Genomic DNA, 26,357 nt, shown 5'->3' on the forward strand with positions numbered 1-26,357 from the left:
CAAACCAATGCAACAGATTTCTTTTTGGCAAACCTGGGTAGTGGCGGGGATACTGATGGCGCTTTCCGCAACCGTTACCGCACAGGAAGGTGATCTCACGCTTGATGACCTGTTCGCCACGCCGAAGCTGACGGGCACCAGCCCGTCCCGGCCCGCGTGGGCACCGAACGGCGAGCACTTCGCCTTTTCCTGGAGTGAACCAGGAAAACCTGGGCGTGGCCTCTGGGTATCCACCAGCAACGGAAAGGAAGTACGCCTCCTTTCCGATCCGGCATCCGGAGCCGTGCGGGATATGGCCTGGACCAACGCGAACACCATCGTCAGCCTGCGCGGCAACCACCTATGGCAAACGTCGCTGAACCGGGGAGACGACCTCCAGTTTATGCCCGTCGAAGGAGGTGCCCATAACCTGTCGGTATCGCCAACTGGCAACCAGGTGGCGTATATCCGGGACGGTGACCTGTGGCTCGCTAACCTTACCTCCAAACAGAATCGCCAGCTCACCGAGATCGGTATCGCCAGTTTATCGAGCTTACGGAAGGGGCGCTACAGCCGACCGGAACGGGAGATCGGTCCGGGCATCTGGAGTGGGCCCACCTACAAGTGGTCGCCGGACGGCAAGACCATCGCTTTCCACGCCGTGGACCGACGCGAGATGCGCAAGGTGCCGTTCCCGGATTACCTAGCAGACGAAACCAATCCCAACGAGGTACGCCGGGGTTACCCGGGCGACCCCAACGAGATCCGTAGGGTTGGCCTGCTCGACGTAGCGAGTGGTGCCGTAACGTTCCTCGATTTGCCCGACCCGCAGTCCAACCAGGTCATTGACTTCAACTGGTCACCGGACGGTGCCCTGCTGGTGGATACCGCATCCGACACGGCGGTGGACCGTAAGTTGTTCGTCGTTGCTCCCGGCGACGGCCGGCTGCGGGAGATTTGGCGAGGGGTGCGGGAAAGCCGTATGTACACCTCCTTCGGGTCTGCCTGGCATCCGGACGGGCAGCACGTCGTTTTCCTAAGCGACATGGGGGATCGCTACGGCCTGTACAAGATCGATGCCTCACCGTCGCGGGATCGTCCGCGGCTCCTGACGGATTCGTCCTACGATGTGCTATCCACCCCCAGCATTGCTGGGGATGCCCTGTTCTATGCCGGTAACGGCGTTAATCCGTACGAGCAACACGTGTATCGACTGCGTATGTCCGATGGCGCCCCCGAGCGAGTGACAAACCTTCCGGGCCGCAACCTTGGCTACCCCTCACCGGATGGCCGGCACCTGGCGTTCCTGCACAGCAACGACACCTCCCCACCCGAGCTTTACGTAGTCACCAGTGAGGGAGGTGACGCTACGCGCGTCACCCACTCGCCCCTGCCCGCCTTCACGGAGCGCAGCTGGACGGCTGCGGAATACGTTAGTTTCCCCAGCCTGGTGGATGACTACACGCTGCACGCCCGGATCCTGAAACCCGCCAATCTGCAGCCCGGCAAGCAGTATCCGGTGGTATTTGGCCCCGTGTACTCGAATACCGCCCGGAACCGCTGGGCCGGTAACTACAGCTTAGTGCAGCAGCTGCTGGTCAAGAAGGGATACATTGTCGTGCAGGTGGATTCTCGGGGCAGCAACGGTTATGGCCGGGCGTTCCGGGAAGAGTTCCTGCTGGGCTTTGCCGACCAGGACATTGAGGACTACGCGAGTGCCGTTGCGTACCTGGAGTCGCTGGATTACGTTGACCCCGACCGCATCGGCATCTGGGGCAGTAGTTACGGGGGCACCCTCTCCGTTTATTCGCTGCTGATGAAGCCGGGCTTATTCCAGGTGGGGGTTGCGGCCGCAGCGGCCGTTGATCCGATGTTCTTTGGCACGGACGACGTCGCCATTGTCCGTCGCCCACAGACCCACCCGGAGATATTCGAACGAAAGGCGCTCAAGTATGCGGCGAATCTGGAGGATAAGCTCCTGTTCATCCACGGCCTCCAGGACCAGGTGGTCCCCTTCAAGACGACGGCCACGTTGGCGGAAGAATTGATCAAACTGGGCAAAGACTTCGACTTTGTCTTTGCCCCGGGGGCGACGCACGGATGGAGCCGTGAGCAACATTACGATCGCTACCTATTCGGCAAGATCATCGCATACTTTGACCGCCACCTGGGCGAGCCGTCGGAGTAGGTGTTTACCGGTTGGTAGCTTTCTCCTTTAGATGGGCGAGGGTGGTTTCCCGGGGAGGCTACACATGCGCTATGCAGATGTATCCAAAGGTTGTGGCCAATGCAATCGTGCCATTTGTGTACCAAAAATACAAAAAAAGTCCCTTATATTTATGATGTGGGACAAAAGACACCATATCAACTACCCTATCTTCCGCCGGCAACGGAGAAGATTCAAACGATAGCCACGCTGAAGAAAGCCACTTCGGCTACTTTTGCGATAGCTGAACTGAAGGGAATTGCTGAAACCATTCCTAGCCAGCAAATGCTGGTCAATGCGATCATTCTAAAGGAAGCAAAAGATAGTTCGGAGATCGAAAACATCATCACGAGTACGGACGAACTGTACGAAGCTCTAGCGACTAAGGACAGTACGGTTAGACCCCAAACTAAAGAAGTGGTCAATTACCGGAGATCCATCATGCTTGGATTTGAAATTTTCAAAGTTCAAGGATTCCTCCGGGTCAACGACATTGTCAATATTCAGAAGGACTTAATCAATAACGATGCCGGCATAAGGTCTACGCCAGGAACAGTTCTTAAAAATGATGCAACGGGAGAAGTAGTTTATACTCCTCCTCAAGACAAAATCGAAATAGAAAACCTGCTGTCAAACTTTATAAAATACTACAATGACAAAAGCCTGAGGGATGGAGTGCCCGATTTGATATGGTTAGCAGTGCTGCATTTCCAGTTTGAAAGCATTCATCCATTTTATGATGGTAACGGACGAACGGGAAGGATTCTCAACATTCTATTTCTGATCATGAATGGCATGATCGATATTCCAATACTATACCTGAGTTCACATATTATTCAAAACAAACCAGAATACTACAGGCTACTGAATCAGGTAAATAAAACGGGTGAATGGGAGGAATGGATACTATTTATGCTGGATGCCGTGGAGAAAACGGCCATAGAAACAAAGCGGCAGATCCTAGCCATACGATCCCAGCTAAAAGAAAAGATAGCGCTCATAAAATCACGCCTTCCAAAAATCTACTCGCGAGAACTAGTCGAACTAATATTTGAGCAGCCATATTCAAAAATTGAATACGTCGTTAACAAATTGGGCGTAGAAAGGAAGGCGGCTTCTCGGTACTTGCGGCAACTGGAAGAGGTTGGTGTTTTGAAAAGCAAACGGGTCGGTCGAGAAACCATCTACATCAACGTAGATTTATTTTTACTACTAAAAGAATAAAGGTACTGGCCACAACACTGCGCCCGGCGTCAACCTGGGCTGGGGAGGAGGAGGCGAAGGATGAGGCTGAGGAGAAGGAATTAGTGGAGGTCGGAACAACCTACCCATTCTATTAACCAGTGGTCATGTGATATCCAGAAGCGGAACCGTTTGGAGGGAAGCGATGACCGTGATTGAGTTGCGTGGTTTTTGGTGTATTCCTTGAGACCACGTCAACTTTGTCATTGCGACGCCGACGGCAACAACGTCAAGTTTTTCCCCGAAATGCGGGGCCAAAGTGCTATTTTACGACTACGTGAAGAAAGAAAGTTGGGTTGTTATCCTGAACAGCAGGACTTGAAACCACAGACAGTTGGTGCATGCGTAATGCGGATGTAAACATGTCAGGCCCCATTAGAAGAAGTACGAAGAGATCAGAAGAAAAGACATGGTTGAAAAATTAATTGAAATAATCGAATATCACTCTGAGAGCGTACATGTAGACTTCAAGGCTTACGAGTATCCTTTAGGGAAGCATCCAAAGAAAAATGAACTCCTAAAAGATATTTCGGCTATGGCTAATCATCCATCGAAAGAGCCAAAATATATATTAGTAGGAGTCAAAGAACTCGATGGGATGGCATCTGAATTTGTCAATATAGAATCGCCAACTGATCAAGCAAGCTACCAGCAGTTTGTTGAGGACAATATTGAGCCAAGAATAAACTTTGCTTACAGAGTTTTTGAATATAAGGGATATACGTTGTCAGCGTTCATCATATCGAATAATGAAGAAAGACCTTATTTATTTAGGAAGCACCTACGAAGGACGGATGGCGGTAGTCAAGAATTTAGAATAGGGGATGGTTTTATTCGAACTGGGACTAGTACTCGAAAACTTTCAAGAAAGGACTACGAAGAAATCTATACTAAAAGACTTGAGGCAAGAGACCGGGTATCAGACTTGAAGGTTACGCCATTTATATCTAAATATTTTGTATCGCCCATTAAGGGCATTCCATCGCTCTTTCTTATTGATTTTATGATTGAAAATCTATCAAGGAAATCAATCGGGTTTGATGCAGAGCTGAGGTTGCAGTACAAAGAAGGCATTAGTCTTCAGAAAAAATTCGACTTCAAAGACAAGACTGAAGATAAAGGGCTATCAGGAATTTATCCTCAACACTTTCCTCCAAAGATTGATCTCACTATACTTGATTTAGAGATAGAACAGCAGCATGATTCATACAAAGTTTCGAGGCTAAGGAAAGCTAGTGAAAGTTACGCAGTAACAATTTCTCAAAGAGATCGGGAGGAAAACATTTTTCTGGATGAAATTCTAATTGGAGCTCTACCAAGTGATTATGCAGAATGCATGATTTCGATCGAATTGATCTTAAGAAGTGACGACTTCCAACAAGGACCGATTCATAAGAAGTACTATTTTGACTTAAAAGAAATAATAAACGGTGCCTAATTTTAGCTTTGCCACAATACTCGTTCCTCGCACAGAGCCAAGTCCGGAGCTGGTGGCAAACAGAAAAAACAGCATATTCGTAGCGACGAATAATGAGTAAACCTTTAATTACGAATCAATAAACACCAAAATTTAACGAATGGCATCTTTGAAAAAAGACATTAAAAAATCAGCAAATTGGCTTGTACAAGCATTTCGAGCACTCGACAAAGAATTAGATTTCTCAGTAAAAAGTGTGGAACATATTGAAACAGTCTTAACTGAACAATTTGAAAACGGGCAACCAAGACCTGACGGGTTATTTGCGAGCGGATTAGGAGGAAAATTATTTGCAATAAGTTCCTACATCGGAGAAGTGATAATTCGAAATACCAAAGCAACAAAATGGGTAACCGATGATAATGATCCACAAGGGGAAATAAATATCAAATTAGTTTCGGCAAATGGAACTGAAATGTTTCCAGCTCATCGAGTAATGAAACGACTACAAAATGGCGAAGAGGATAATGTCTATCATTACACGGCAATAGCAGTAAAAAAATATATGAATTTTGACGGAGAAATACCCGAAGGATTTATTGAAGTGGATGAAAATGGCGGAAAACCCTGGTGGAAGTTTTGGTAAATAATCGAATAAAAAAAGAAGCCAGCAGCTAACAAAGGCTAAAACGTCCATGCCAGGTAAAAGTCCGCCACGACATATATCCAGGGAGTAGCACCCAGCCTCCATCACCTTCCCGCCACCACCACCACAATCTCCCCCTTCACCTTACCTCGCGCTGCGTAGTCTGCCTTCAGGGCGGACAGGGGAGCGGTGGTGATTTCTTCGTGGAGTTTGGAGATTTCGCGGGCGACGCAGGCGAGCCGGTCCGGGCCGCAGTGTTCTTCGAGTTGGCCGAGCAGCTTGGCGATGCGGTGCGGACTCTCGTAGAGGGCGAAGGTATGGGGCAGCTCGGCCAGGTACTGCAGGCGGGTCTGGCGGCCCTTTTTGTGGGGCAGGAAGCCTTCGAAGTGGAAGCGGTCGCAGGGGATGCCGCTAGCGGCAAGCGCCGCCACGAAGGCCGCCGGACCGGGCAGGCAGCTCACCTCGACGCCCGCCTCCCGGCAGGCGCGGACGAGCAAGAAACCGGGGTCACTGATGCCGGGGGTGCCGGCGTCGGTAATGAGGGCGTAGGTGGCGCCTTCCTTCAGCTCCGCGACGAGGCCATCGACTACCTTGTGCTCGTTGTGGGCGTGGTAGGCCCGCAGCGGAGTCTCGACGCCGTAGTGTTGCATCAGCGGCCGGCTGGTACGGGTGTCTTCGGCGAGGATCAGGTCGGCCTCCCCGAGGAGGCGAATGGCCCGGGCCGTCATGTCTTCCCGATTGCCGATGGGGGTGGGGACCAGGTACAGCATCCTATAGGATATCTTCTTCCATCGCGTAGCGTACGCCCCGGCGCACGACCTCCACCGTGGCCCCGAAGGCCACGTGGCCGGCCAGGTTGCCGAGGCGGTCCTGGGCTTCGTCCTGCAGGGCGGCCGGGGCCAGTCCGAGGAGCGGGGCGGCCACCTGCTGGGTGGTCGTCCACAGTGCGGCGCCGTCTTCGTTCTGGGCCTCGGGCATGGCTTCGACGAGCAGACCGTAGAGGCCACCCACCAGTGCTCCCATGCCGAGTTCCACCACCGTTTCGGCCAGCGCCTGCTGATCTTCGGTGAGTTCGAGGTCGGCGGAATCCACCACGGCGGCGGCGGCCTTGTCTTCAAAGTGCTCCTGGTCCGGGGTAACGGCCCGATCCACGAGCATTTTGACCCCGGCGCCGACCAACCCACCGATGAGGCCGGCCACAAGACCACGGCCAAAATTGGTTTTACCCCGCACCTGCGTCCTCGCCATAAACTCATCTACCGTATCGGCCCGGTGCCCGGTTACCTTCTCGATGGTGGAGAAGTCCAGGTTCTTTACGGATTCCAGAATTTGTTCAATCGGCGAAGCCATCGGCAGGTGGTTTATCGGTGAAAGGTGGGCACAAAGCTAAGGGCTACTCAGGACTAACCGTCCTTCTTCTTCCCAAAAAGGGTTTTGGACCAGAATTCTTTCCGGCGCTCCCGGCGTTCGTCCCGACGGGCGTCGCGTTCCAGCTGGCGCACGATCCGGTCCGCGTATTCTTCGGGCGTTTCGTTGGCGCGGCGGCGTTTTTCGGCCATCATCCGCTCGATTTCCTCGGCCTCGAAGGCCCGCAGGCGGGCCAGCAGATCGTCGGCGGGGTTGAACTCCGTCGGATCGCGGTAGATGGGCAGTTCCTCCAGGTAGTCCGGACATTCGAGCAGGGCCGTCGTCATTTCGTCCAGCTTCGGGAACCAGCCCCCCCGGAAATCTTTTACCTCCTCGGCCTCCTGCACCTTACGCATGAAGGTGCCCCACACCGGCAGGGCCGTGGCCGTGGCCGAGCCCCGGCGCAGCGTCCGGAAGTGGACCGCCGGATATTCGGCGCCCACCCACACACCGACCACCATCTTGGGGGTGTAGCCCATGAACCAGCCGTCGCTCTGGTTCTGGGTGGTGCCCGTTTTGCCGGCCATGGCGCCCCGGAGGCCGTAGGTGGTGCGCAGTCGGCTGGCCGTGCCGCGGTTGACCACTCCGGCCATGAGGTAGGTGGCCACGTTGGCCACCGTATCGCTCATCACCCGCACGTAGTCCGTTCTCGGTTCGGCGGCGTAGACGATGTTGCCGTAGGCGTCTTCGATCTTATCGAGGTAGTAAACCCCGCGCGGCCGGCGGCCGCGGTTGGCGAAGCCCGCGTAGACGGTGTTCATTTCCATCAGGCTGGCCTCTACCGTACCGAGGGCCACGCTGGGGATTTCTTCCACTTCCCCCTCAATGCCCATCTCGTGGATTTCGCGGACCACCCGCGGCAGGCCGGTCCGGACGGCCACGTTCACGGCCACCGTATTGATGGATTTCGCCAGGCCGCCCCGCATGGAGTAGGCGCCCTCGTATTCCCCGCTCGGGTTGCGGGGGTTGTAGTTGTTGAAGTCTTCGTAGGTAAACTGCTGGGCCGGGGTGTACTCACAGGGCAGCATACCCTCCTGCAGAGCGGTGGCGTAGATGACGGGCTTGATGGTCGAGCCCACCTGCCGGCGGGCGGATACGTGGTCGTACTGGACGTAGCTGTAGTCCACGCCCCCCACCCAGGCCAGGACCTTTCCCGTCTTGGGTTCCGTGGCGAGCAGGCCGGCGTTCAGCAGGGTGAAGTAGTGCCGGATGCTGTCCATGGGGCGCATCAGGGTGTCCTTGGGGCCGGCCGTCTTCCAGTCGAAGATGGTCATCGGTGCCGGCTCGCGGAGGGCGGCAAAGATGGCCTCCTCTTCCATGCCCCTGGCTTCCAGGGACTGGTAGCGCTGGCTCCGCCGGACTTCTTTGAGGAAGGCATCCTCCCAGGGTGCCCGTTTGGCCGACTTCCAGTCGATGGCCAGGTTGCCCTGGATGGTGGGCATCTGTTCGCGTACAGCCTCCTCCGCAAAACGCTGGAGGCTGCTGTTGATGGTGGTATAGATCCGGAGTCCGTCCCGATCGATGTCGTAGGGGCGGCCGTCGGCGTGGGTTTTGTCCTGCAGGATGTCCATGACTTCCCGGCGGAGGCGATCGCGCAGGTAGGCCGCTCCGCCCACCTTATTGTTTTCCCGGCGGTAGTTGATTTCCAGCGGCAGAGCGGTGAGGCTGTCGGCTTCCGCCACCGACAGGTTGCCGTTTCTGGCCATCAGCGACAGGACGACGTTGCGCCGTCCGCGACTCGCTTCGGGGCGCAGACGGGGATTGTAGGTGGTATTGGCCTTGAGCAGGCCCACCAGCACGGCGGCTTCCTCCACGGTAAGCTCGCTGGCGGATTTACTGAAAAAGCGGCCCGAGGCTACTTCGATACCGTAGGCGTTTTCTCCGAAGGGGACCGTGTTGAGGTACAGGTTGAGGAGGTCTTCCTTGGAGTAGACCTCTTCCAGGCGGCTGGCGATGACCATTTCCCGCAGTTTGGTCTTAAGGATGCCGAAGCGGCCGTTCGGCTGGCGGGGGTAGAGTTGTTTGGCGAGCTGTTGGCTGATGGTACTTCCGCCGCCGCTGCTCCGGTCGCCGAGCAGGATGGTGCGCACGGCGACGCGGGCGAGGGCCCGCAGGTCGATGCCCTGGTGTTCAAAGAAGCGGGCGTCTTCGGTGGCGATGAGGGCGTCCACTACGTAGGGAGAGATGTCTTCCTGGGAAACGCTGATCCGGTTTTCCCGGAAGTACTTACCCAGCAGTACTCCGTCTTCGCTGAGGACGGAGGAGGCTTCGGCATTTTCGATCAGGGCCAGTTCTTCGTGTTCGGGCAGGTGGCCGTAGCGCTCATTGAGCACCCGCATGAACAGAATTCCGAACAGGAGCGCCACCGACACCGTGGGGATCAGTACCCCCAGGAAGATTAACTTCAGGGGGGGCTGTTCCCGGAGGTACGCCCAGCATAGCTTACCGTATTTCGCGGCGAAGGCCTTGAATGTATCCCAGTACTGTTGCATTGCTTTTTGTAATGGCCGAAAACCAGTAAACGTTTTGAGCGGGGATTAGATTTTAGCGGTCCGGAAGAGAAAACTTTTGGGACGGGGTAAGCCGGGCAAAACGAAAAAGCGCATTCTGCCCCCCTGTCTTTGATAAATACGCTACCGCCACCACTACCCACAAGTGTCTGATTGCAACAGTTTTAGACCCCAGATTTGACAGAATTACCCCCAAACAACCTTGTTTGCCCACCAACAATGTCTATCTTGTGACCGATCAAAAATCTTAACGTCTTAATAACAGTTGTTGGCCTCGGCTAAGCAACACAATTCAGCTTAGATGGCAAGCGCAACGGCCTCGGGACCTTGTACGCCGACCATGGAAGACATGGACATCATCCGTGCTTACCGGGAAAAGCGGCATGCTACCTGTTTTAGACTATTACACGATCGCTACGCAGCTAAAATATACAGTAAGGCGATCACCATGCTTCGTAATGAAGACGAAGCCGAAGACGCAACACAAGAAATTTTCACCAAGGTCTTTTTGAACCTGGGCAAGTTCCAGGGCCAGTCTAAGTTCTCTACCTGGGTTTATTCCGTGACGTATAATTACTGCATTGATAAAATCCGCAAGGAAAAGCGCAGCCGTGCGCTTTTCGCTGATGAGTTGGACAATCCCCCCGACGTGGAGGAAGAAGATGACAACGACGAAGAGCTGACCCGGATACAATTGAATGAACTTCGGAAAGTACTCAATAAGTTATCGGATGCTGATCGCACGCTGTTATTGCTGAAGTATAAGGATGGCGTAAAAATCAAAGCCATCGCCGAGATGTTAGGAAAAAATGAATCTGCAGTAAAGATGCAGCTCAAACGCGCCAAGGAGAAAGCACTCAAGATTCACCAAAAGCTTTTTCCGGCAAAAAGCCTTTCTTAAATGAGCAGTTTTCTGCAAATCAAGGAGGAAGAGATCAACCAGTTCGTAGAACTGCGTCAGGATCGGGTTCGCCAGCAGGTCGAAACCAAACTCAGCACTTATGAATTCATCGGATCTCTTTTTGAGATGTACCTTCCCATGATGGCCGACACCATGACCGCCATTATGGGCAGTGACCCCATCGACGATGACGATGAATACCGCACCATCGAGGAAATCGACGACGAGGAGTCCGACAATCCTCCCCTCGGTCCGGGAGCGCCCAAGGGCCCCGATAACAACGACGAGATTATCAGATAAAAAGTAAGACCACCCGTGTTAGACGAACTGCTCACTCAGATTAATTCCTTATTCGCCGTCATTCCCGCCCTGCTCAAGGCAGGTGCCATTTTCATCATTGGTCTGATTCTGGCGAAGGTGCTGGCCAAGGTAGTGGAGCGGGTCTTCAAGGCCATTGGCCTGGACAGCCTCGCCAAGAAGCTCGGCGAAGTGGATTTGATCCGAAATTCCAGCTTTGAAATTGTCCCCAGTAAAATCGGGGCGGCCATCATTTATTACCTGACGATCATCGTCTTCCTGATGGCTACCGTTGAGGCCCTGGGTATGAAGGTCATCTCCGACATGATGGTGTCCACCATCGCCTACATCCCCAACGCCATTACGGCCTTCGTCGTCCTGCTCATTGGGGTCTTCATTGCCGACTCCATTAAAAAGGTAGTCGCCGCCACTTGCCGCGGTCTCGGGATTTCCTCCGGCAACCTGATCTCTAACATTGTCTTCTACTTCATTCTCCTGAACATCATCCTCATTTCGTTGCGGCAGGCCCAGCTGCAAACGGAATTCATGGAAGACAACATCTCCATCATCGTGGCCGGCGTGGTCGCTGCCTTTGCCATTGGCTACGGCCTGGCCAGTCGTCATCTGATGGGCAGCATCCTCGCTTCCTTTTACAACCGCGGTCGGATCCGCGTGGGCGATGAAATCAGCATCGAAGGAAAACGCGGTGAGGTGATCACCATCAACAACAATGCCCTCACCCTGCGGGGAGATGAGAGTGACTTCATCGTTCCCTTCAGTAAGGTGGCCAGTGAGGGGGTAGAAATCCACAGCCGTCCGGATGCCGGACCGGCCCTTCCGCCCCACGAAGAGGGACGGAAGTAAAAGAGAAAAGCCCGGTTCGACGAGATCGAACCGGGCTTTTTTTTTGGGTTGCCCCCGCAGCTTTAGAAGCTGTAGGTCAGGCCCATGGCGGTGTAGGACTGCAGTCCGGGAGGGTACTCAAATCCAGCCTGACGGATACCGACCGTAAAGCCGACGCCGATGCCCTTCCAGAGGTCAGCAATGTTGAAGGAGTTGATCCAGGTGTAGGAGAACAATCCCTCTTCGCTGGTTTGCTCTACGCCGTCTTCGTCGATGAAGGTGATGAGCGTCTGGGTGTCGTCGTAGGGAAGGAACATACCCAGGTTAGAAGACCAGGTAACGCCACCGGGCAGCTCCAGGGCGTAGGTCGCTTTGACCTTCGCACCGAGTGCGGACTGACTTTCGATGCCCTCAAAACCGGAGAAGGCGAAGTTGTAGGTCAGGGGGTGCGCCACGACGACCAAGTTAGGAATGGTCTTTGGCGTCCAGGTAACCCCCACGCCGACGTCGACCGTACCGGGAGAGAGGAAATTGAACACGGAGGTATTCAGGTCGAGTAAACCAGTGGCGGCCAGGCTTTCGCTGAAGCGAAGGCCGTAGAGGGAAGAACCGATCAGCACGTCACCATTGCGGTTGGCCAGGAAGCCGGTGCCACCGTCATCATCGTTGGTGTTGTTGTCGAGTCCCTGCCAGCTGATGTTCGTAGCCAGGGTATTCCGCCAGAAGGACTTCTCCTTGATGATGTTGGCGTAGGCGTTGATGCCCAGGTTCAGGGCAGAAGAAGAACTGTTGGGGTTGGCGTTAGCCTGCCAGTTGCTGGAGCTATTGAAGTTCAGTCCCACCAGGCCGGTCAGCCCGGTCTGCCAGCCAGACAGCAGCGTAATTTCCTTTTGCAGGTCAGCAATCTCCCCATTGAAGGAATTGGCTTCCGCCATGATCTCGCTCTTCTTGGCTTCCAGTTCGGCTTTTTTTGCCTTCAGCTCCTCCAGCGTCTGGGCTTGCAAACCGCTCAGTGACAGCAGCGTCAGTAGCGTTAACAGGAAAAAATTTTTCATACGAGTGAAAATTTGATGGTAAGTAAAATGATATCCAGGGTCGACCGAAAGACTCCGGAGTAGTGTCCGGGGTTTTAGACCCCTAAACCTCATAAAGTCACCCGCAAAATTGCAAAATTTATCATCAGCTGCCCATTTTTTGGTGGTGACCGAAACCATTGACCGCTCTCTGCCCATTGTATCATCGCAAAGGGCAGCGGTCATCGCAGGCAAATAAAATTTGGGCGCAAGCGCAGGTGCCGGCAATCTTCCGGTGGCCAGGCAGCGTGGTGTTCCCGGGTCGGGGCCGAAGATTCTTTCAAGAAAACGCACAGGTCTTGCACAAAAACCACAAAGCGCCTATCTTTGCAGCCGCTTAACCAAACGGCGCGGTAGCTCAGCTGGTTACCCCGATAGCTATCGGGGAGGATTCACAACCACGAGGCCACCGTCCGGCAAGCTCAACGCTTGCGATTAAAGCACCACATGGCGCGGTAGCTCAGCTGGTTAGAGCGCAGGATTCATAATCCTGAGGTCGGCGGTTCGGGTCCGCCTCGCGCTACGAAAGAAGGTCCTTCACGATGTGGAGGGCCTTTTCTCTTTTTAGCCAGCCAGGTGGATGACTGTAGAGAATGGTCGGCGGTTCCCCCGATAGCTATCGGGGCACCTCGCGCTACGTAAAGGCCCTCCACGAAAGAAGAAGACTATACATCGCCTCTTTAACGAGGCTTTTGTGCTGTGCACAGCAAAAACTGAACGCCAGGGGAAGTTCCGCCCCACCCTTTCCCCTTTTCGTGACGTTAGCGGTTTAACGGGAGTTACCAACCGCCGCTCCCGGGCAGTATGCCGGCAACCCTTAACTTTCAATCATCAGTGGCCCGAAAAACGTAGTCCATGGCAAATCCATCCGCCAAACCCATCCTCATCCCGATGGAAGAGGGATTCGTGCCCCTGAGCGTGTTCCAGGATTTCGTCCGGGACAATGACCCCCAATCAGTCTATGCCTCCGTATTCAGCGTCCGTAAACTGATCGAAGAGCTGGAAGGAAAGAGAAATGCCTTACGGGATAGCCCCCTGCTCAAAACCATCGAAGATCTGAAAAAGGCGGAGGCAAAGATTCAGGCGTCTCCGCATGGTTGGGAGGAACTACAACGCGATCCGGACGTAGAAAACCTCATGTTACACACTTTCCCCTCCTTTTTCTTCCGGGGAAAAATGGGTTTCATCAAGGGCCCCTTCGAGGGGCACGCCTTCCGGTTTCGCACCGACGCCCTACTCGAACAGATGACCAATGATCGCTGGGAAATCCGGGTAGATCCCCGCAGCCTGATCAGCAATGACCTCAAGGAAACTTTAATGGCCGGCACCTCCGTCCTCAATACCTTCTACCGACAAAACGTGGAAATCTTTTCCAATCAGGGCATGGTCTTACGCGACCGCAAGACCAGGGTGGAAAAACACTTCAAGTTTGACGTCCAGTTGGACTACATGGAAGTCAAACCGATCAAGCCGCTGAAAAAACTCAGCCAACAGCAGATTCATCGGCTCCTGAACAATCTGGACGACAAGGAACTCTGGCTGGAGCTCATTCCGCCCGAAAATTTCATTTTTGAAGGCTTCGTCATCGGTGTCCTCGCCGACGTCACCAAGGTGGAGATCCTTTCTACGCTGAAAGCAATGGCGGCCAATGAGGGTGGCAAGAGCGACCACGAAAGTGACCTGGCCTACCTGGAAACCCTGACCAGAACCTTCCTGGACCTTCCCGAGCTGACCTTCGGAGTCCTGCAAACGGCCCGGCGGCCCTACGTAGACAACCTCACCTGGTCCCTGTTGCGTACCTACGACGCCGTCGCCATTCAGGCGGCACTCGGCGACCCCAAATCAGCCTACGGTCAGGTGGCGCGCTACCAGAAGGCCATCATCATTGATGACCTCCGGAAGCGCCCCAACCTGTCGGACCTGGAGACCAACATTCTGGACCATAACGTCCGTAGTCTGTTGTTGGCGCCCCTACTGAGTGAGGAGGGGAAATTGGTCAGCATTCTTGAACTGGGCGCCCCCCACCCCTACGCCTTCAGCCAGCTCACGCTGCGGCAGCTGGACGAATTTATCTCCCTGATCCAAATGGGCACCAATAAATTCCTGTCGGAAATGGAGAACTCCATCAGCCTGACGATGCAGCAGGAGTTCACCTCCATTCATCCCAGTGTGGAGTGGAAGTTTCGCCAGGTAGCCAGCAAGTGCTACTGGGAGCGCACCATTGACCGGCAAACGTCGATTCCCGACGAAATTGTCTTCAAGGATGTCTACCCCCTCTACGGCCAGGCCGATATCGTGGGTTCTTCCAAACAACGCAATTCCTCCATCCAGGCCGACTTACTCGATAACCTGGACCAACTCCACCAGCTGCTCCTCAGCTGCCGGGAAGCCGTTCATTTCCATCTGCTGGACATCTACGCCGAACGGGTAAAGGCCCAGTACGATAAACTCGTAAGTGGATCCATTGCGTCCAGCGATGAATCCATCATCGTTGATTTGCTGACCAAGCAAATCCACCCCCTGCTGCGGGACCTTCGGAAACGGTTCCCCGACCTGCCCCAGGAAGCCCTCAACGCCTACTTCGACGCCCTCGACCCCGACCTGGACATCATCTACCGCTCCCGTAAAGCCTACGAAGACAGCGTTACCCAGCTGAACCACGCCATCAGCAATTTCCTCCTGCAGGAGGAGGATAAGATGCAGGCCATCCTGCCCCACTACTTCGAAAAATTTCAGACGGACGGCGTGGAATACAACCTGTACCTCGGTCAATCACTGCTGGAGGAAGGGGAATTCAACGACTTCTACCTACGGGATTTCCGGCTGTGGCAACTGATCCTGATGTGTGAAATCACGCGATTGGTGCAGCGGGAGGCGGTCAGTATGCCCGTACCGCTTTCCACGGCACAACTGATCTTCGTCTTTAACAGCAGCCTGAGCATCCGTTTTGAAATGGACGAAAAGCAGTTCGACGTGGACGGGGCCTACAACATCCGGTACGAGATCATCAAGAAACGCATTGATAAGGCGTACATCAAGGGCACCGACGAACGGCTGACGCAGGCCGGAAAAATCGCGATTGTCTGGCTGCAGGATAAAGACCGGCAGGAATACCAGGAGTATCTGGATCACCTGGCGCTAAAGGGGTACATCAGCCAGGAAATCGAGGACCTTGAGTTGGAAAAAATGCAGGGCGTGGAAGGACTGAAGGCCATTCGGGTAACGGTTATCTGACCCAGTAATCCTCCTGGTTCTGCAGCTTTTTCTCAATCTGGAAGGCCGCCGAAATCAGGGAGAGGTGGGAGAAGGCCTGCGGGAAATTCCCGAGCTGTTCCCCCGCCATACTGATCTCTTCGCTGAACAGGCCGAGGTGGTTTCCGTAGCTGAGGAGCTTTTCGAAGGCCAGCTGCGCTTCGTTCAGTCGCCCCATCCGGGCCAGGCACTCCACGTACCAAAAGGAGCAAATGGTGAAGGTGCTCTCCTCTCCGTCAATGCCGTCTACCTCATCCCCGTTCTGCCGGTAGCGGAAGATGAGGACGTCGGCGGCCAGTTCTCGCTCGATGGCGTCCAGCGTCTTTTCCCAGCGGGGTTCTTTGGCGCTGATGAAGCGAAGCAGGGGGAGCAACAGGGCGCTGGCGTCCAGCGTGTCGCTGCCCGGAAACTGCGTAAAGGCTTCCTTTTCTTCGTTCCAGAACTTATCGTGAATTTCCCGGTACATCTCGTCCCGTCCCTGCCGCCAGCGGTCCAGGTCGGCCGGGAAGCTCCGGTCACGGGCAATGTTCATGGCCCGATCGACGGCCACCCAGCAGCAGAGCGCCGAATGCAGGAAACGGCGCTGCTCGTTCCGCACCTCCCAGATGCCGTGGTCGGGGCGCCGCCAATTCTCCAGGACGTACTCCACCAGCCGGACAATCCGCTGCCAGAAGGCGTAGGTAACGCTTCCGCCCGCGCGGTGAAACAGGTAAATGGTATCGATGAGCTCCCCGTAGATGTCCAACTGCAACTGGTCGTGCGCTCCGTTGCCGACACGGACGGGTTGGCTGTCGCGGTATCCGTTCAGGTGATCGAGCGTCCGCTCGGTCAGCTCCGTTTTGCCGTCCACGGTATACAAAAGCTGCAACTCCTGGTCGTCACAGATCTGCTCGATCCAGGTCATGAAGCCCTGGGCCTCATCCTGGTATCCCAGACGGAGGAAGGCATACATGGTGAAGGCTGCGTCGCGGATCCAGGTGTAGCGATAGTCCCAGTTCCTCGTGCCACCGATGGTTTCGGGCAGAGAAAAGGTTGCCGCCGCGATGGGTGCACCGTAGCGGAGGGAAGTCAGTAGTTTCAGGGTGAGCGCCGAGCGTAAGACGGCACTCTTCCAGGGTCCGTCGTAATTGCAACGGTCCGCCCATTCGTGCCAGAAGCGGTGGGTCTCCCGGAAAGCCGGTAATATGTCGGAACAGGAAGCCTGCACCTCCGTCGAACGCAGTAAAAAGCATACTTCTTCTCCGGCCTCCAGCGTAAAGGTGGCCTCCAGCCCCCCTTCCCCAAAAGCTTGGAGGGGGAGGTCCGTTTCCAGGATCAGGGAGTCCACTTCGGCTTCGGGATCTTCCATCCGGTATCCTCCGGGGACGGAGGCCAGGGAGAAATTCCGGGCGCCGTAGGCCGCCCGTGGCAAGAACCGCATCCGAAAATTCTGGCGGCCGGTTACGGCCCGGAGTCGGCGGTACAGGGTAATCCCCAGTTCGCCCTCCCGTTCCACCACGGGCATGAAGTCGGTCAGTTCTGAAATGCCCGCTTCACTGAGCATCCGGGTCATGAGGATGCAGGTATTGGGCAAATAAATCTGTTTATACCGGATCGTATCGGCTGCCCCGTCGGGAGTGATGGACCAGTAGCCCCCGCGATCCGCGTCGAGAATCTTTGCGAAGATGGTCGGACTATCATAGCGGGGGGCGCAGCAGTAATCAATGCTGCCACAGCGGCTGACGAGCGCCGTAGTATGCAGGTTACCGATGATGCCATAGTCCTCGATGGGCAGGTAGTCGGACGGAGGAGACGAGAAGGGTTGTGCCATGAATCTGGGGGTTACCTTAATAGACGGACTCCGCCGAGAAATGTTCGGTGGCTTCTTCCCCGAACGGAATCTCGGTCAATTGCCGGCTGACGTTTTTTGCCGCGGACCCCGACAGAGCATTAGGGCGCAAACGCGCAGGTGCCAGCAATTGGGTAGATCGCAAAGCACAGAACTCCTCAGTCTTCATGGCTCCTTGGTGGGGAACGCGGCACCCGCACTTGTTGCCCAAATCTATTCTTCGCCCCGTGTTGCCCCGATTTTTTTTTATAAAGTACGCTCCTCAGCGAACAGCACTGCGCCGCTCCGTGCTTCAGGGGAAAACCCAATAAATTATGAGTGCATTTAATGACAAAGTGAAAGGAAACTGGAACCAAATCAAGGGCCAGCTTAAGCAGGAATACGGCGAGCTCACCGACGATGATCTTACCTATCAGGAAGGTCAGGAAGACGAGCTGATCGGCCGCCTGCAGGAAAAACTCGGTAAGACCAAGGACGAGGTGAAATCCATGATCGACCGCATCGGTTCCTAATCCAAGTATATCCCAAATTCCGAGCCCGGCTTCTCTACGGAGAAGGCCGGGCTTTTTGTTGTTTCACCGAAATGGTCAGCAAAGTGGAACCCGTTTTTGCCGAAAATGTCTGGGACGAATTGTCTCCGACAGCGCGCTGCGGACGGGAAATGAAGATTTGATTTACACCGCGACAATGTCTGGTTCCCTGCCTTCATCGAAAGCCAGAATGAGGCCTTCGATCTCGTCGGGAGAAAGGTAATATTTGCGCAACCGACGCTGATATTTCTCGGGCAGTGCGCCGTTGTTGAGCAGATAATGCTTCGTAGCGAGGATTTCTGCCCCGAAACCGTGTTCCACGGCGATCTGGTCAGCCCGTTTCTCCGCTTCCCGCAGGTAGGGACGATTCAGGGCATAATTGATCCCGAAGGAAAGCATCCCTAGCCAGGGTCGGTGGAGGTAGTCCACCAGGTGACCTGCCTCGTGGGCAATCCATCCCCGGATGACTTCATCGGGAAGGTCTTGGAACCGGGTGTGGGCGGCAATTTTCTGGTGCTGGCTGTAGTCGATGCGGTACTCCCGGGTCGCCCGGCGAAAAAACCTCCAGTTGAACACGGGTTGCGCCCGCATGGCACTGCGGGCAAGATCAATTTGCCGAAAATAGAGGACGCGGGATTGTAGTAAAGGATAATGGCCGATCACGTCGCTGAAGAGCACTTTCATGCGATCATCGCGGACATTCTGAAAAATAATTTTTGAAGACATCAATTACTTAACCGGATCAAGGCAGAAGAGGTTCGGGCGGAGGAGACCCACGCACAACCACCTGACAATCAACTAACAATAAGTTTCCGCGTAAATAGCATCCCGGTTGAGAAAATAGCGTAAAATTTTTCCAATCTTTCCGAACACCACGGAAAAATGGGGGGTTCCAAGGGCACAATGGCGACGTAAAAACCGCCATGATTATTAACCCAAAACCAACTACAGCATGTTACGCTACGCATTAATCTTCTTCATTGTCGCAATTGTCGCAGGTGTCCTCGGATTCGGCGGTTTTGCCGGCGCGATGGCCGGAATTGCCGAAATTCTGTTCTACATTTTTCTGGTACTTCTGGTCGTAAGCCTGATTTCCGGATTGCTGAAGAAAGCCTAATCACAGGAAACAATAATCCTAATAAAGTGGAAAAACGCCACGCCGTGAATTCGGCGTGGCGTTTTTCATTATACCAATTTGTTTGCCTGAGTTACCCGAAACGAGAAGTGTGCACCCCGAAATGAGCAACTCGGGTCGCTGCCCCTTAAGAGCCAGCGTATTTTTGGATTTCTGCGGCCAGTTTCTTGCGCGAAATGGTTCCGCCAATGGTGTTAAGCACCTCTCGCCGGTAGAGGAGAATAATGGTAGGTATCTGGTGGACGTTGAAATAAGTCTGTAGACCAGGATAGGTTTCTACATCAAAACTCTTGACGTACAGATTAGAAATATTATTGGAAATGGTGTGCAGGGTTTCCACCATGATCTGGGAGCTCCCGGACCACGAGGCCTCTGCGAGCAGCACCACCAATTGTTCTTCACTTTGCTTTAGCCAATCGCTTATTATTCCTTCAACATCCGGTTCTGTGGGGTCTCTGGGGGCCATAGAATTCATTGTTGACAGTATAACAATAACTTGGCAAATTACCCCAATGTTTGCCCAAAAGATGTTCAAACAAGGAATTCTCGCTTTTCTATACCGAATTTGCGCATTTTTGACATTAATGTGCGATCATTCAGCCCCAAAAGGCGTCCGGCGCCCTTGTTGCCCGTGATTCGCCCCTTGGTCTTTCGGAGGGCCTGGATGATGTACTCACGCTGCATTTCATCGAAGGTTTTCCAGTCCTGATTTTTCTCCGCTCCCACCTCCGCGCGCTCCAGCGGAATCTCCAGTACGGGCTCCTGGCTCAGGACCACGGCACGTTCCACGATGTTCTCCAGCTCCCGTACGTTGCCGGGGAAATGGTAGTTCTCCAGTTGACTGAGGTCTTCCTTTCTGATGGAAGTAAAGTTTTTCCCCATCCGGCGGCTGAACTTCCGGAGAAAGTGCTTCACCAGCACCGGGATGTCTTCGGGGCGTTCGCGCAGCGCCAGGTTTTCGATGGGGAAAACGTTGAGTCGATAGTACAGGTCGGCCCGGAAGCGGTTCTTGGCCACCATTTTCCGGAGATCGCGGTTGGTGGCGGCGACCAGCCGGACGTTTACGGAGATGGTTTCGGTGCCCCCGAGTCGTTCAAACTCACCTTCCTGTAGTACCCGCAGCAATTTAGCCTGCAGCATCAGCGGCATCTCCCCAATTTCGTCCAGGAAAATGGTGCCGCCATCAGCTAGCTCAAAGCGTCCCTTTTTACGGGCCGTGGCGCCGGTAAAGGCCCCCTTTTCGTGGCCGAATAGTTCGCTTTCGATCAGATTTTCCGGGAGTGCCGCGCAGTTCACCTTGATCAGCGGCTGATCCTCCCGATCGCTGAGGCGATGAATTGCCCGGGCCAGTAATTCTTTACCCGTTCCGGTTTCCCCCAGGATGAGCACCGTGGAGTCCGCGTCCGCCACCTGGCTGAGTTGCCGCAGCACCTGCTTGTACTTGGGGCTCACGGTCACGATGTTGTTGATGTCAAAATTGTAGTTCATCTCCTCCTTGAGGATGATGTTTTCCTCCTGGAGTTTGGCGCTCAATTCCTCGATCTGCTGGTAGGCATCGCTGAGCTTTTGTTCCCGTTGGTACCGCTCGGTGACGTCCCGTCCCGTCAGGACGTAAAAAGTGTCGTCTTCGTGTTCGAGTAAGGAGAAGGCCAGCTCCAACTGATGGCTTTTTCCATCCCGGCCAGCCAAGCCAAATTCAACCGTTTCACCACTCCTTAGCTCAACATCCTTAAGATCGGGAAAAAGGTCATGCACGGGTTTTCCCCGCCACTGTTTCATATCTCCTCCCACTAAGTCTAAGGCAGTATCGTTAAGGTAACGCACGGTAAAATCTTTCCTTAGCCAAACGATACAGTCGCTGGCTTCATCGAGGGCCGTTTGCGCCAATTCGATGAACTGATCCCGCTTTTTCTTCCGGGTCCAATCCGTCAGGTAGAGGCAATCATACTCTTCTCCCTGAAAAATTGTGTAGTTGGAGGTCGCCAGAAAAGGAATCAGGCTACCGTCCGCTTTCCTAAATTCTACTTCAAACTTGAACGAATTTTCGCTTCTCAGCCGATCCCAGATGCGCTGTCGGAAGGTTTCGTCTGCTTCCGGGACAAGCTTGACAATATCCTGGTTGAGAATTTCCTCACTAGTGTAGCCCGTCTTAGCCAGGAAGGTATCGTTGACGAAGTCAACCTGGCCGTCGGGGCGCACCCACAGGATAGACTGGGTGGAACTGTCGAGGGTGAATTCCGTTAGTTTTTGGCGTTTTTCGCGGGCGACCTGAGCGGTAATGTCGCGGCTAAACGTACAGGAGAACTCCTGATCACCGTATCTAAGGTAGTTGATGGTCGCGTAAACGGGGAAGGTCGATCCATCCTTTCGAATGAGTTCAAATGCCCCTTCAAGATATTTTTCTTGCCGTAATTGTCGCCAAAAATCCCGTAGGACATCGTCCGTAAATCCTAGGGAAACATCCCCCACGGAGGGCAAAGATTCAATGGGATAACCAAGCATTTCTCTGGCCGAATGGTTCATGTAACTTATGGAGCCATCGGGCCTGGTCCAGAAGATCATGTCCCGGGAATATTCAATGCTGAAGCGATTGATCTCCTGGAAATCATCCACCTCCGTTTGTTGCTGTCCCGGCAGAAAGAGTGTTCCCACCAGGTGGGTAGCGTGGAGGGCGTTTCCGAATACCTCAATGTTGACCTCCAGAGATTGTGTCCCCTTACCGGTTTCCAGAATAATGGTTTGCCGAATAGTCTGGGGCGACTCCAGTGCTGCGCGCACTTCCGCCTTCAGGGCCGACCAACTCTCCGCAGTGGTCCGGTCCGCCAGCGATTGCAGGGCTGCGTCCAGAGCGGTTCCATCCTCCGGCAGTTCAATTCCTAGCAGGTTTCGTCCTCCTTCGGATAGGGTCCAGTTGCGCGAGATGAGATTCAGGGAGAAAAAGCCGATGGCCAGTGATTTTCCGGCCAGGGCGAGCACCTTTTCCGGGAGCTCGGGTTCCACCTTGCTGGAGAAGCGAGCCAGCACCAACTCATCGTCCAGGAAACTCAGGGAGACGGAAACCGGCAACAGTAAGTCTTTACCCGTAGCCAGATCCGTTTCGTAAGTGAATTTGCCCGCTTTCTTGATTTCCTCCAGATAGCCCTTCCACTGAAAGAGGTTTAAGCGAGCGTCCAGGCCAGGATACTGCCGGCCCCGCAATTCTTCCGGAGACAGGTGCAGGTCCCGCACGCCGGCGGAGGTGGCGCCCACAATCAAGCCTTTGGTGTCGATGATTAGGGAAGGCACCCCGGTTTTTTCGAGAACTTCCAAATAATCCTCCTTCAATTCCGTCATGCGTCAGGTCCTCACCTAATGTGGTGTGTACTAAACTAAATAAAAAGCAGCTCATTAGGTTCACCGACATGATGAAATATAATCATTGCCCCGAGCAGGATAGCACCTAGTAAAACGAACACGTCCAAAAAATCTTTGGTTAAAATAATAAACAGGTAATAACCATGAATATTTACAAATCAAATTCCACCAAAGAAATCGAGCTTAAAGAGCCTGAAAACCAGGACGTTACCATGACGGACCCCGACAACAAAAATCCATTTTACCGCAAGGCCATTTACTGGGGAGCGGGTGCCGGGCTACTCATGGGACTTTTTGTTTTCCTTCCCGGTTTTTATATTAATGGGGACCATCCCGGCTACGGATTCGTCAAGTATTTGGTCCTGATTCCGGTCATCTACTTGTTTCTGCGTTCCGTTCAGCAGAACACTGCCTACGGTAAAACCTTCCGCCCCGGATTTGCGATGGGGCTCGTTTTGTCTGCTTCTGCCGCGCTCGTGAGTGCCCTTGCGGCCTTACTCGTTGGCGGTCAAACGGTGATTCGCGGACGCGTAGAAGAAGCCACCGATTTGGTGATCAACCGGATGACGCTGGCAACTATGTCCTTTTTTGAAACCATCGTAGCGGGGATCATCATCACCTTTATTTTACTCCAGTTCGTGAAGGAAACCAATACCATCAAATAAGAGAAATGCCATCGCTAAACTTCTATAACACTACCAAGCAGGCCACCGAGGAGCTCCGTAAACGCGGATTTACGGAGCTCTTCGTCCCCACCACCGGAGGACTTAGGGCCGTCGATCAGGGAAAGAACTATCCACCCAAGAAGCTATTAATCATTGAGTATCATCGCTTTGAGCGATCAACCGTTGACGGAGAGACTTCCGTAATTTTTGCCATCAAAACAGTTGACGGACATCGAGGAATATTTACTTTTCAGTACGGTGGTCGGGCCGATATGCAAATGATTGAAATGATGAATAAAATCCCGGTCCAGTGGTCCGAAATCCAGGATTAGCAAGCTAGCTTTTACCAAGCTGCTATACTCCCCTAGCGGAGAAACTTCAGCAGACTGTTCATCATTTTAGTTTTCATCACTTTGGGCAGCTTGATCTGCCCTCCCTTTTTCTTTTTCTGCTCCAGCCAGTCGTAGAGCCGGCGCCGGGGGGCTACCAAAACCTTTACCCCCTTCAGCGCCTTTTGACGGGCAACCCGGTAATTTTTGTTGGCGTCCTGCAGAAACTCATCGAGTATGCTGGCGGCCTTCTCTGCGTCAAGCTGCTCACCGCCCAGGACCCACTGGTGGATATATTCGCCTTCCTCATTCTTCACCGCACTCACGGCATACTCACTGATCTCGACGTTCAGCTTTCCGGCCAAATGATCAACGGCAGCATTGAGCTTTTCCTCCGAGAGTTGACTCCCCACTACGTTGAGGAAATATTTCGTCCGGCCGCTTATCCGGAGCTCGAGTGCGGGCAGGTCATAGAACTTAACGGTATCCCCAATCAGATAACGCCAGGCCCCGGCGGGCGTACTCACCACCAGTGCATAGTCCACTCCTTCTTCTACCTCATTAATGCCGACCACCATCGGGTTGTCCAGCAACTGCCCCGTTTCGTCAAAGCCGCGATCGTCGAAGGGGATGAACTCAAAGAAAATCCCGTGTTCAATGGCCAAACGCATGTTCATCGTACCCGGTCGGGCGGTGAAGGCAAAAAAGCCCTCCGAAGCAAGGTAGGTATCCATCACCTGAAGGGGCTCTTTGGTCAGCGCATCAAAGCTTCGCCGATGGGGCTCAAAGGCCACCCCGCCCGAGGCGTACAGGCGGAGATTGGGCCACAGATCATGAATCGTCTCCAATTTATGGTGTTCAATGACCTTGAGGAGCATCATCCGGATCCAGGAGGGGATGCCGGCCAGGGCAACCACGTCCCAATCCGGCGCGGCTTCGGCGATCGCCTGCACGCGCTCGTCCCAGTCGTCAATGGCCGCAATTTCTTTACCGGGTTTGTAGAAGCTGTCGAACCATCCCGGAATATTACTGCTGTTGATCCCACTGATTTCCCCTTCCAGGTGCTCCTTGTGGGGCGTCAGGTCCGCAGAGCTGCTCAGCATTAAAACGTCCTTTTCGAAGAAATCTGCCGGTAGATCAAAGTTGGCCAGCGCAGCGATTTGCGACTGCCCGACGGCGCGAAAGCTGGCCAACATATCGTCCGTGACCGGAATCCGTTTGCTGCGCTTCCCCGTCGTCCCCGAACTGAGGGCAAAATACTTGGGCTGACCGGGCCAACTGATGTTCGGATGGTCCTGCTGTTGCTTCCACCACCGACGATTGATGGACCGGTAATCATGCAGCGGCACCAAATCCTGATAGGCCTTCACCACATCCTCCGCCGCTAAAATCGAACGAAAATCATGGTAAAGTCCAAAGGACGTATCCTTGGCGGATTCAAGCAGGTTTCGCAATTGCTTTTCCTGCGCCTTTTCCACGTCTTCCGTGGGCGAGCTCAACTGGGCGTTAAGGTCAAGAGCGGTCTTAATAATGCTGCCAAGAATTGCCATATGTATGTATAGATTAGGTGAATACCCCTCCAACTACAATCACCTCCCCCGGGTTCGGTGCTCAAGGGAACTAAAAATAGCGATTTATGGGGTCAGAGGAGATGCAAAATGGGGAGGGCGCATGTTTAAATTTGATTTTTTGATTAAATAAAATCATTTTAAATCAAGACTGATCCCCTCCTCAAGACTACAACTAACTGAAAATCAACTACTTAAAAAGTTTGGCACGGTTATTGATAAGGTATGAGTGTCTAATCATAAATTTAACCGCAACCAACAATGACTAATCAGGAGTTCACCACAAAGACACAAGAATTTAAGAATCTTTTATTTTCCTACGCCCTTCGCCTCACCCGCAGCCGCCAGGATGCTGAAGATCTCGTACAGGAAACTTCCATCAAGGCTTATCGCTACCGTAACCGCTTCACCCCGGGAACAAACTACAAGAGTTGGATTTGCACCATCATGCGCAATACGTTCATTAATAACTACCGTAAGCGCAAGAGCCGGAATCACATTAATCAACCCGTAGAAGCCTTCAGTTTTGCCCTGGAAAGCAAAAACGCCATTCCTAATGAAGCTGAGCACAATCTGCGCATGAAGGGTTACCTGAAAGTGATTAAGAGCCTGAAAGAAATTTATAGTATCCCCTTTATGATGTTCTACCAGGGCTTTGAGTACCAGGAAATCGCCGAACAGCTCGACATTCCCATCGGTACGGTAAAGAGTCGCATTTTCGTAGCACGTCAGCAACTGAAGCAAAAAATCAACCGCCCCCTAGCCGCCTAAGCGAACCTTTTTGACCCAATTGACCCCATAGACATGACCCGAACGCCAGCAGTATCTGCTGGCGTTTTTTTTTTGCCTGCGCCTAAACGTTGAAAATCCCAATCCCATACTTCTCAATCGACCTAGGGTGTTCAGTTTGCACTAAAATCACGAGAATCGTCTTAGGGTTTAATCGTAAAAGCCGGTCCTCCGAGCTGACTCTTCGGGGCCATTGGCCCGATTTGCTGCTCGTAGGTCTCGGCGTAGATCATCAAAACTATTCCAGGGATCCAGAACTTTCGCGACACCTCCTTTAAGTTTGGCTCTGTCTCCTTTTGACTCACATTCAAATTGGATAGATGCGTAAATGACGATGGCAGCCCTCATCGTCTGTGGAGCTGCCATCGTTACTTACGTATCGTTAA

Annotated in this window: 22 protein-coding genes and 1 tRNA gene; 14 read left to right on the forward strand and 9 right to left on the reverse strand. The window is 53.6% G+C overall.

Annotated features, from left to right (window positions below; genetic code table 11):
- Window positions 1-7 precede the first annotated feature (7 nt).
- The 4 genes from E1J53_RS20705 to E1J53_RS20720 all read left to right on the forward strand — a co-directional run bounded on the left by E1J53_RS20705 (window position 8) and on the right by E1J53_RS20720 (window position 5,490).
- Window positions 8-2,167 (forward strand): prolyl oligopeptidase family serine peptidase, encoded by a 2,160-nt coding sequence (locus tag E1J53_RS20705; RefSeq protein ID WP_134269857.1) that lies wholly within the window; start codon window positions 8-10, stop codon window positions 2,165-2,167.
- Between the two features lie 156 nt (window positions 2,168-2,323).
- Complete coding sequence (locus tag E1J53_RS20710; protein ID WP_216650084.1) at window positions 2,324-3,409, forward strand: Fic family protein; 1,086 nt, start codon at window positions 2,324-2,326, stop codon at window positions 3,407-3,409.
- Between the two features lie 427 nt (window positions 3,410-3,836).
- On the forward strand, window positions 3,837-4,865 hold the full coding sequence (locus E1J53_RS20715) for a helix-turn-helix domain-containing protein (RefSeq protein WP_134269855.1): 1,029 nt from the start codon (window positions 3,837-3,839) through the stop codon (window positions 4,863-4,865).
- Between the two features lie 139 nt (window positions 4,866-5,004).
- Entirely contained in the window at window positions 5,005-5,490 is a 486-nt protein-coding gene (locus E1J53_RS20720) for a hypothetical protein (protein ID WP_134269854.1), read from the forward strand.
- A 104-nt stretch (window positions 5,491-5,594) separates the two neighbouring features.
- Here E1J53_RS20720 and rsmI read toward each other — a convergent pair whose 3' ends face one another.
- From rsmI to E1J53_RS20735, 3 genes are read right to left on the reverse strand one after another with little or no spacing between them, the layout of a single operon-like run.
- The gene (gene rsmI, locus E1J53_RS20725) at window positions 5,595-6,260 is read right to left on the reverse strand and encodes a 16S rRNA (cytidine(1402)-2'-O)-methyltransferase (protein ID WP_134269853.1); all 666 of its coding nucleotides are present in this window, start codon (window positions 6,258-6,260) and stop codon (window positions 5,595-5,597) included.
- Between the two features lies 1 nt (window position 6,261).
- A complete protein-coding gene (locus tag E1J53_RS20730; protein ID WP_134269852.1) occupies window positions 6,262-6,840 on the reverse strand; it encodes a hypothetical protein in 579 nt (192 codons plus the stop codon).
- Window positions 6,841-6,893: 53 nt separating this feature from the next.
- Window positions 6,894-9,389, reverse strand: coding sequence for a transglycosylase domain-containing protein (locus E1J53_RS20735; RefSeq protein WP_134269851.1), 2,496 nt, complete (start codon window positions 9,387-9,389; stop codon window positions 6,894-6,896).
- Window positions 9,390-9,708: 319 nt separating this feature from the next.
- Between E1J53_RS20735 and E1J53_RS20740 the strand changes: the two genes are divergently transcribed.
- The 3 genes from E1J53_RS20740 to E1J53_RS20750 are packed head-to-tail and all read left to right on the forward strand — an operon-like array spanning window position 9,709 to window position 11,469.
- Window positions 9,709-10,308: an RNA polymerase sigma factor gene (locus tag E1J53_RS20740; RefSeq protein ID WP_253932180.1), complete on the forward strand. Its 600-nt coding sequence runs from the start codon at window positions 9,709-9,711 to the stop codon at window positions 10,306-10,308.
- Entirely contained in the window at window positions 10,309-10,608 is a 300-nt protein-coding gene (locus E1J53_RS20745; RefSeq protein WP_134269850.1) for a hypothetical protein, read from the forward strand.
- A 15-nt stretch (window positions 10,609-10,623) separates the two neighbouring features.
- Window positions 10,624-11,469, forward strand: a complete 846-nt coding sequence (locus E1J53_RS20750) for a hypothetical protein (protein WP_134269849.1) — start codon at window positions 10,624-10,626, stop codon at window positions 11,467-11,469.
- Window positions 11,470-11,531: 62 nt separating this feature from the next.
- Here E1J53_RS20750 and E1J53_RS20755 read toward each other — a convergent pair whose 3' ends face one another.
- Entirely contained in the window at window positions 11,532-12,503 is a 972-nt protein-coding gene (locus tag E1J53_RS20755; RefSeq protein ID WP_173021584.1) for a DUF3078 domain-containing protein, read from the reverse strand.
- Between the two features lie 467 nt (window positions 12,504-12,970).
- Between E1J53_RS20755 and E1J53_RS20760 the strand changes: the two genes are divergently transcribed.
- A tRNA-Met gene (locus E1J53_RS20760) sits at window positions 12,971-13,044 on the forward strand.
- Window positions 13,045-13,376: 332 nt separating this feature from the next.
- The gene (locus E1J53_RS20765; RefSeq protein WP_134269847.1) at window positions 13,377-15,755 is read left to right on the forward strand and encodes a GAF domain-containing protein; all 2,379 of its coding nucleotides are present in this window, start codon (window positions 13,377-13,379) and stop codon (window positions 15,753-15,755) included.
- On the opposite strand, the gene E1J53_RS20770 is transcribed toward E1J53_RS20765, so the two are convergent.
- On the reverse strand, window positions 15,748-17,583 hold the full coding sequence (locus E1J53_RS20770; RefSeq protein WP_134269846.1) for a glycoside hydrolase family 15 protein: 1,836 nt from the start codon (window positions 17,581-17,583) through the stop codon (window positions 15,748-15,750). The genes E1J53_RS20765 and E1J53_RS20770 overlap by 8 nt on opposite strands.
- 332 nt (window positions 17,584-17,915) lie before the next feature.
- Here E1J53_RS20770 and E1J53_RS20775 point away from each other — a divergent pair, with 332 nt between their 5' ends.
- Window positions 17,916-18,113: a CsbD family protein gene (locus tag E1J53_RS20775; RefSeq protein WP_134269845.1), complete on the forward strand. Its 198-nt coding sequence runs from the start codon at window positions 17,916-17,918 to the stop codon at window positions 18,111-18,113.
- Window positions 18,114-18,275: 162 nt separating this feature from the next.
- Here the strand turns inward: E1J53_RS20775 and E1J53_RS20780 are convergent, their stop codons facing one another.
- Window positions 18,276-18,857 carry a hypothetical protein gene (locus E1J53_RS20780; RefSeq protein ID WP_134269844.1) on the reverse strand — a complete coding sequence of 194 codons (582 nt, stop codon included), beginning with the start codon at window positions 18,855-18,857 and terminating at the stop codon, window positions 18,276-18,278.
- A 226-nt stretch (window positions 18,858-19,083) separates the two neighbouring features.
- Between E1J53_RS20780 and E1J53_RS20785 the strand changes: the two genes are divergently transcribed.
- A complete protein-coding gene (locus E1J53_RS20785; protein WP_134269843.1) occupies window positions 19,084-19,248 on the forward strand; it encodes a DUF1328 domain-containing protein in 165 nt (54 codons plus the stop codon).
- 145 nt (window positions 19,249-19,393) lie between these two features.
- Here E1J53_RS20785 and E1J53_RS20790 read toward each other — a convergent pair whose 3' ends face one another.
- On the reverse strand, window positions 19,394-19,732 hold the full coding sequence (locus tag E1J53_RS20790; protein WP_173021585.1) for a thioredoxin family protein: 339 nt from the start codon (window positions 19,730-19,732) through the stop codon (window positions 19,394-19,396).
- Window positions 19,733-19,797: 65 nt separating this feature from the next.
- Window positions 19,798-22,551 (reverse strand): sigma 54-interacting transcriptional regulator, encoded by a 2,754-nt coding sequence (locus E1J53_RS20795; RefSeq protein WP_216650085.1) that lies wholly within the window; start codon window positions 22,549-22,551, stop codon window positions 19,798-19,800.
- Between the two features lie 212 nt (window positions 22,552-22,763).
- Between E1J53_RS20795 and E1J53_RS20800 the strand changes: the two genes are divergently transcribed.
- The gene (locus E1J53_RS20800; protein WP_134269840.1) at window positions 22,764-23,285 is read left to right on the forward strand and encodes a hypothetical protein; all 522 of its coding nucleotides are present in this window, start codon (window positions 22,764-22,766) and stop codon (window positions 23,283-23,285) included.
- 5 nt (window positions 23,286-23,290) lie between these two features.
- Window positions 23,291-23,617 carry a hypothetical protein gene (locus E1J53_RS20805; protein ID WP_134269839.1) on the forward strand — a complete coding sequence of 109 codons (327 nt, stop codon included), beginning with the start codon at window positions 23,291-23,293 and terminating at the stop codon, window positions 23,615-23,617.
- A 32-nt stretch (window positions 23,618-23,649) separates the two neighbouring features.
- Here the strand turns inward: E1J53_RS20805 and E1J53_RS20810 are convergent, their stop codons facing one another.
- Window positions 23,650-25,164, reverse strand: coding sequence for a GH3 auxin-responsive promoter family protein (locus E1J53_RS20810; protein ID WP_134269838.1), 1,515 nt, complete (start codon window positions 25,162-25,164; stop codon window positions 23,650-23,652).
- A gap of 279 nt (window positions 25,165-25,443) precedes the next feature.
- On the opposite strand from E1J53_RS20810, the gene E1J53_RS20815 reads away from it, so the two are divergent.
- Complete coding sequence (locus E1J53_RS20815; RefSeq protein ID WP_134269837.1) at window positions 25,444-25,953, forward strand: sigma-70 family RNA polymerase sigma factor; 510 nt, start codon at window positions 25,444-25,446, stop codon at window positions 25,951-25,953.
- The last annotated feature ends 404 nt before the right edge of the window (window positions 25,954-26,357 follow it).

This window comes from Lewinella sp. W8, from assembly GCF_004375085.3.
Lineage (GTDB): Bacteria > Bacteroidota > Bacteroidia > Chitinophagales > Saprospiraceae > Neolewinella.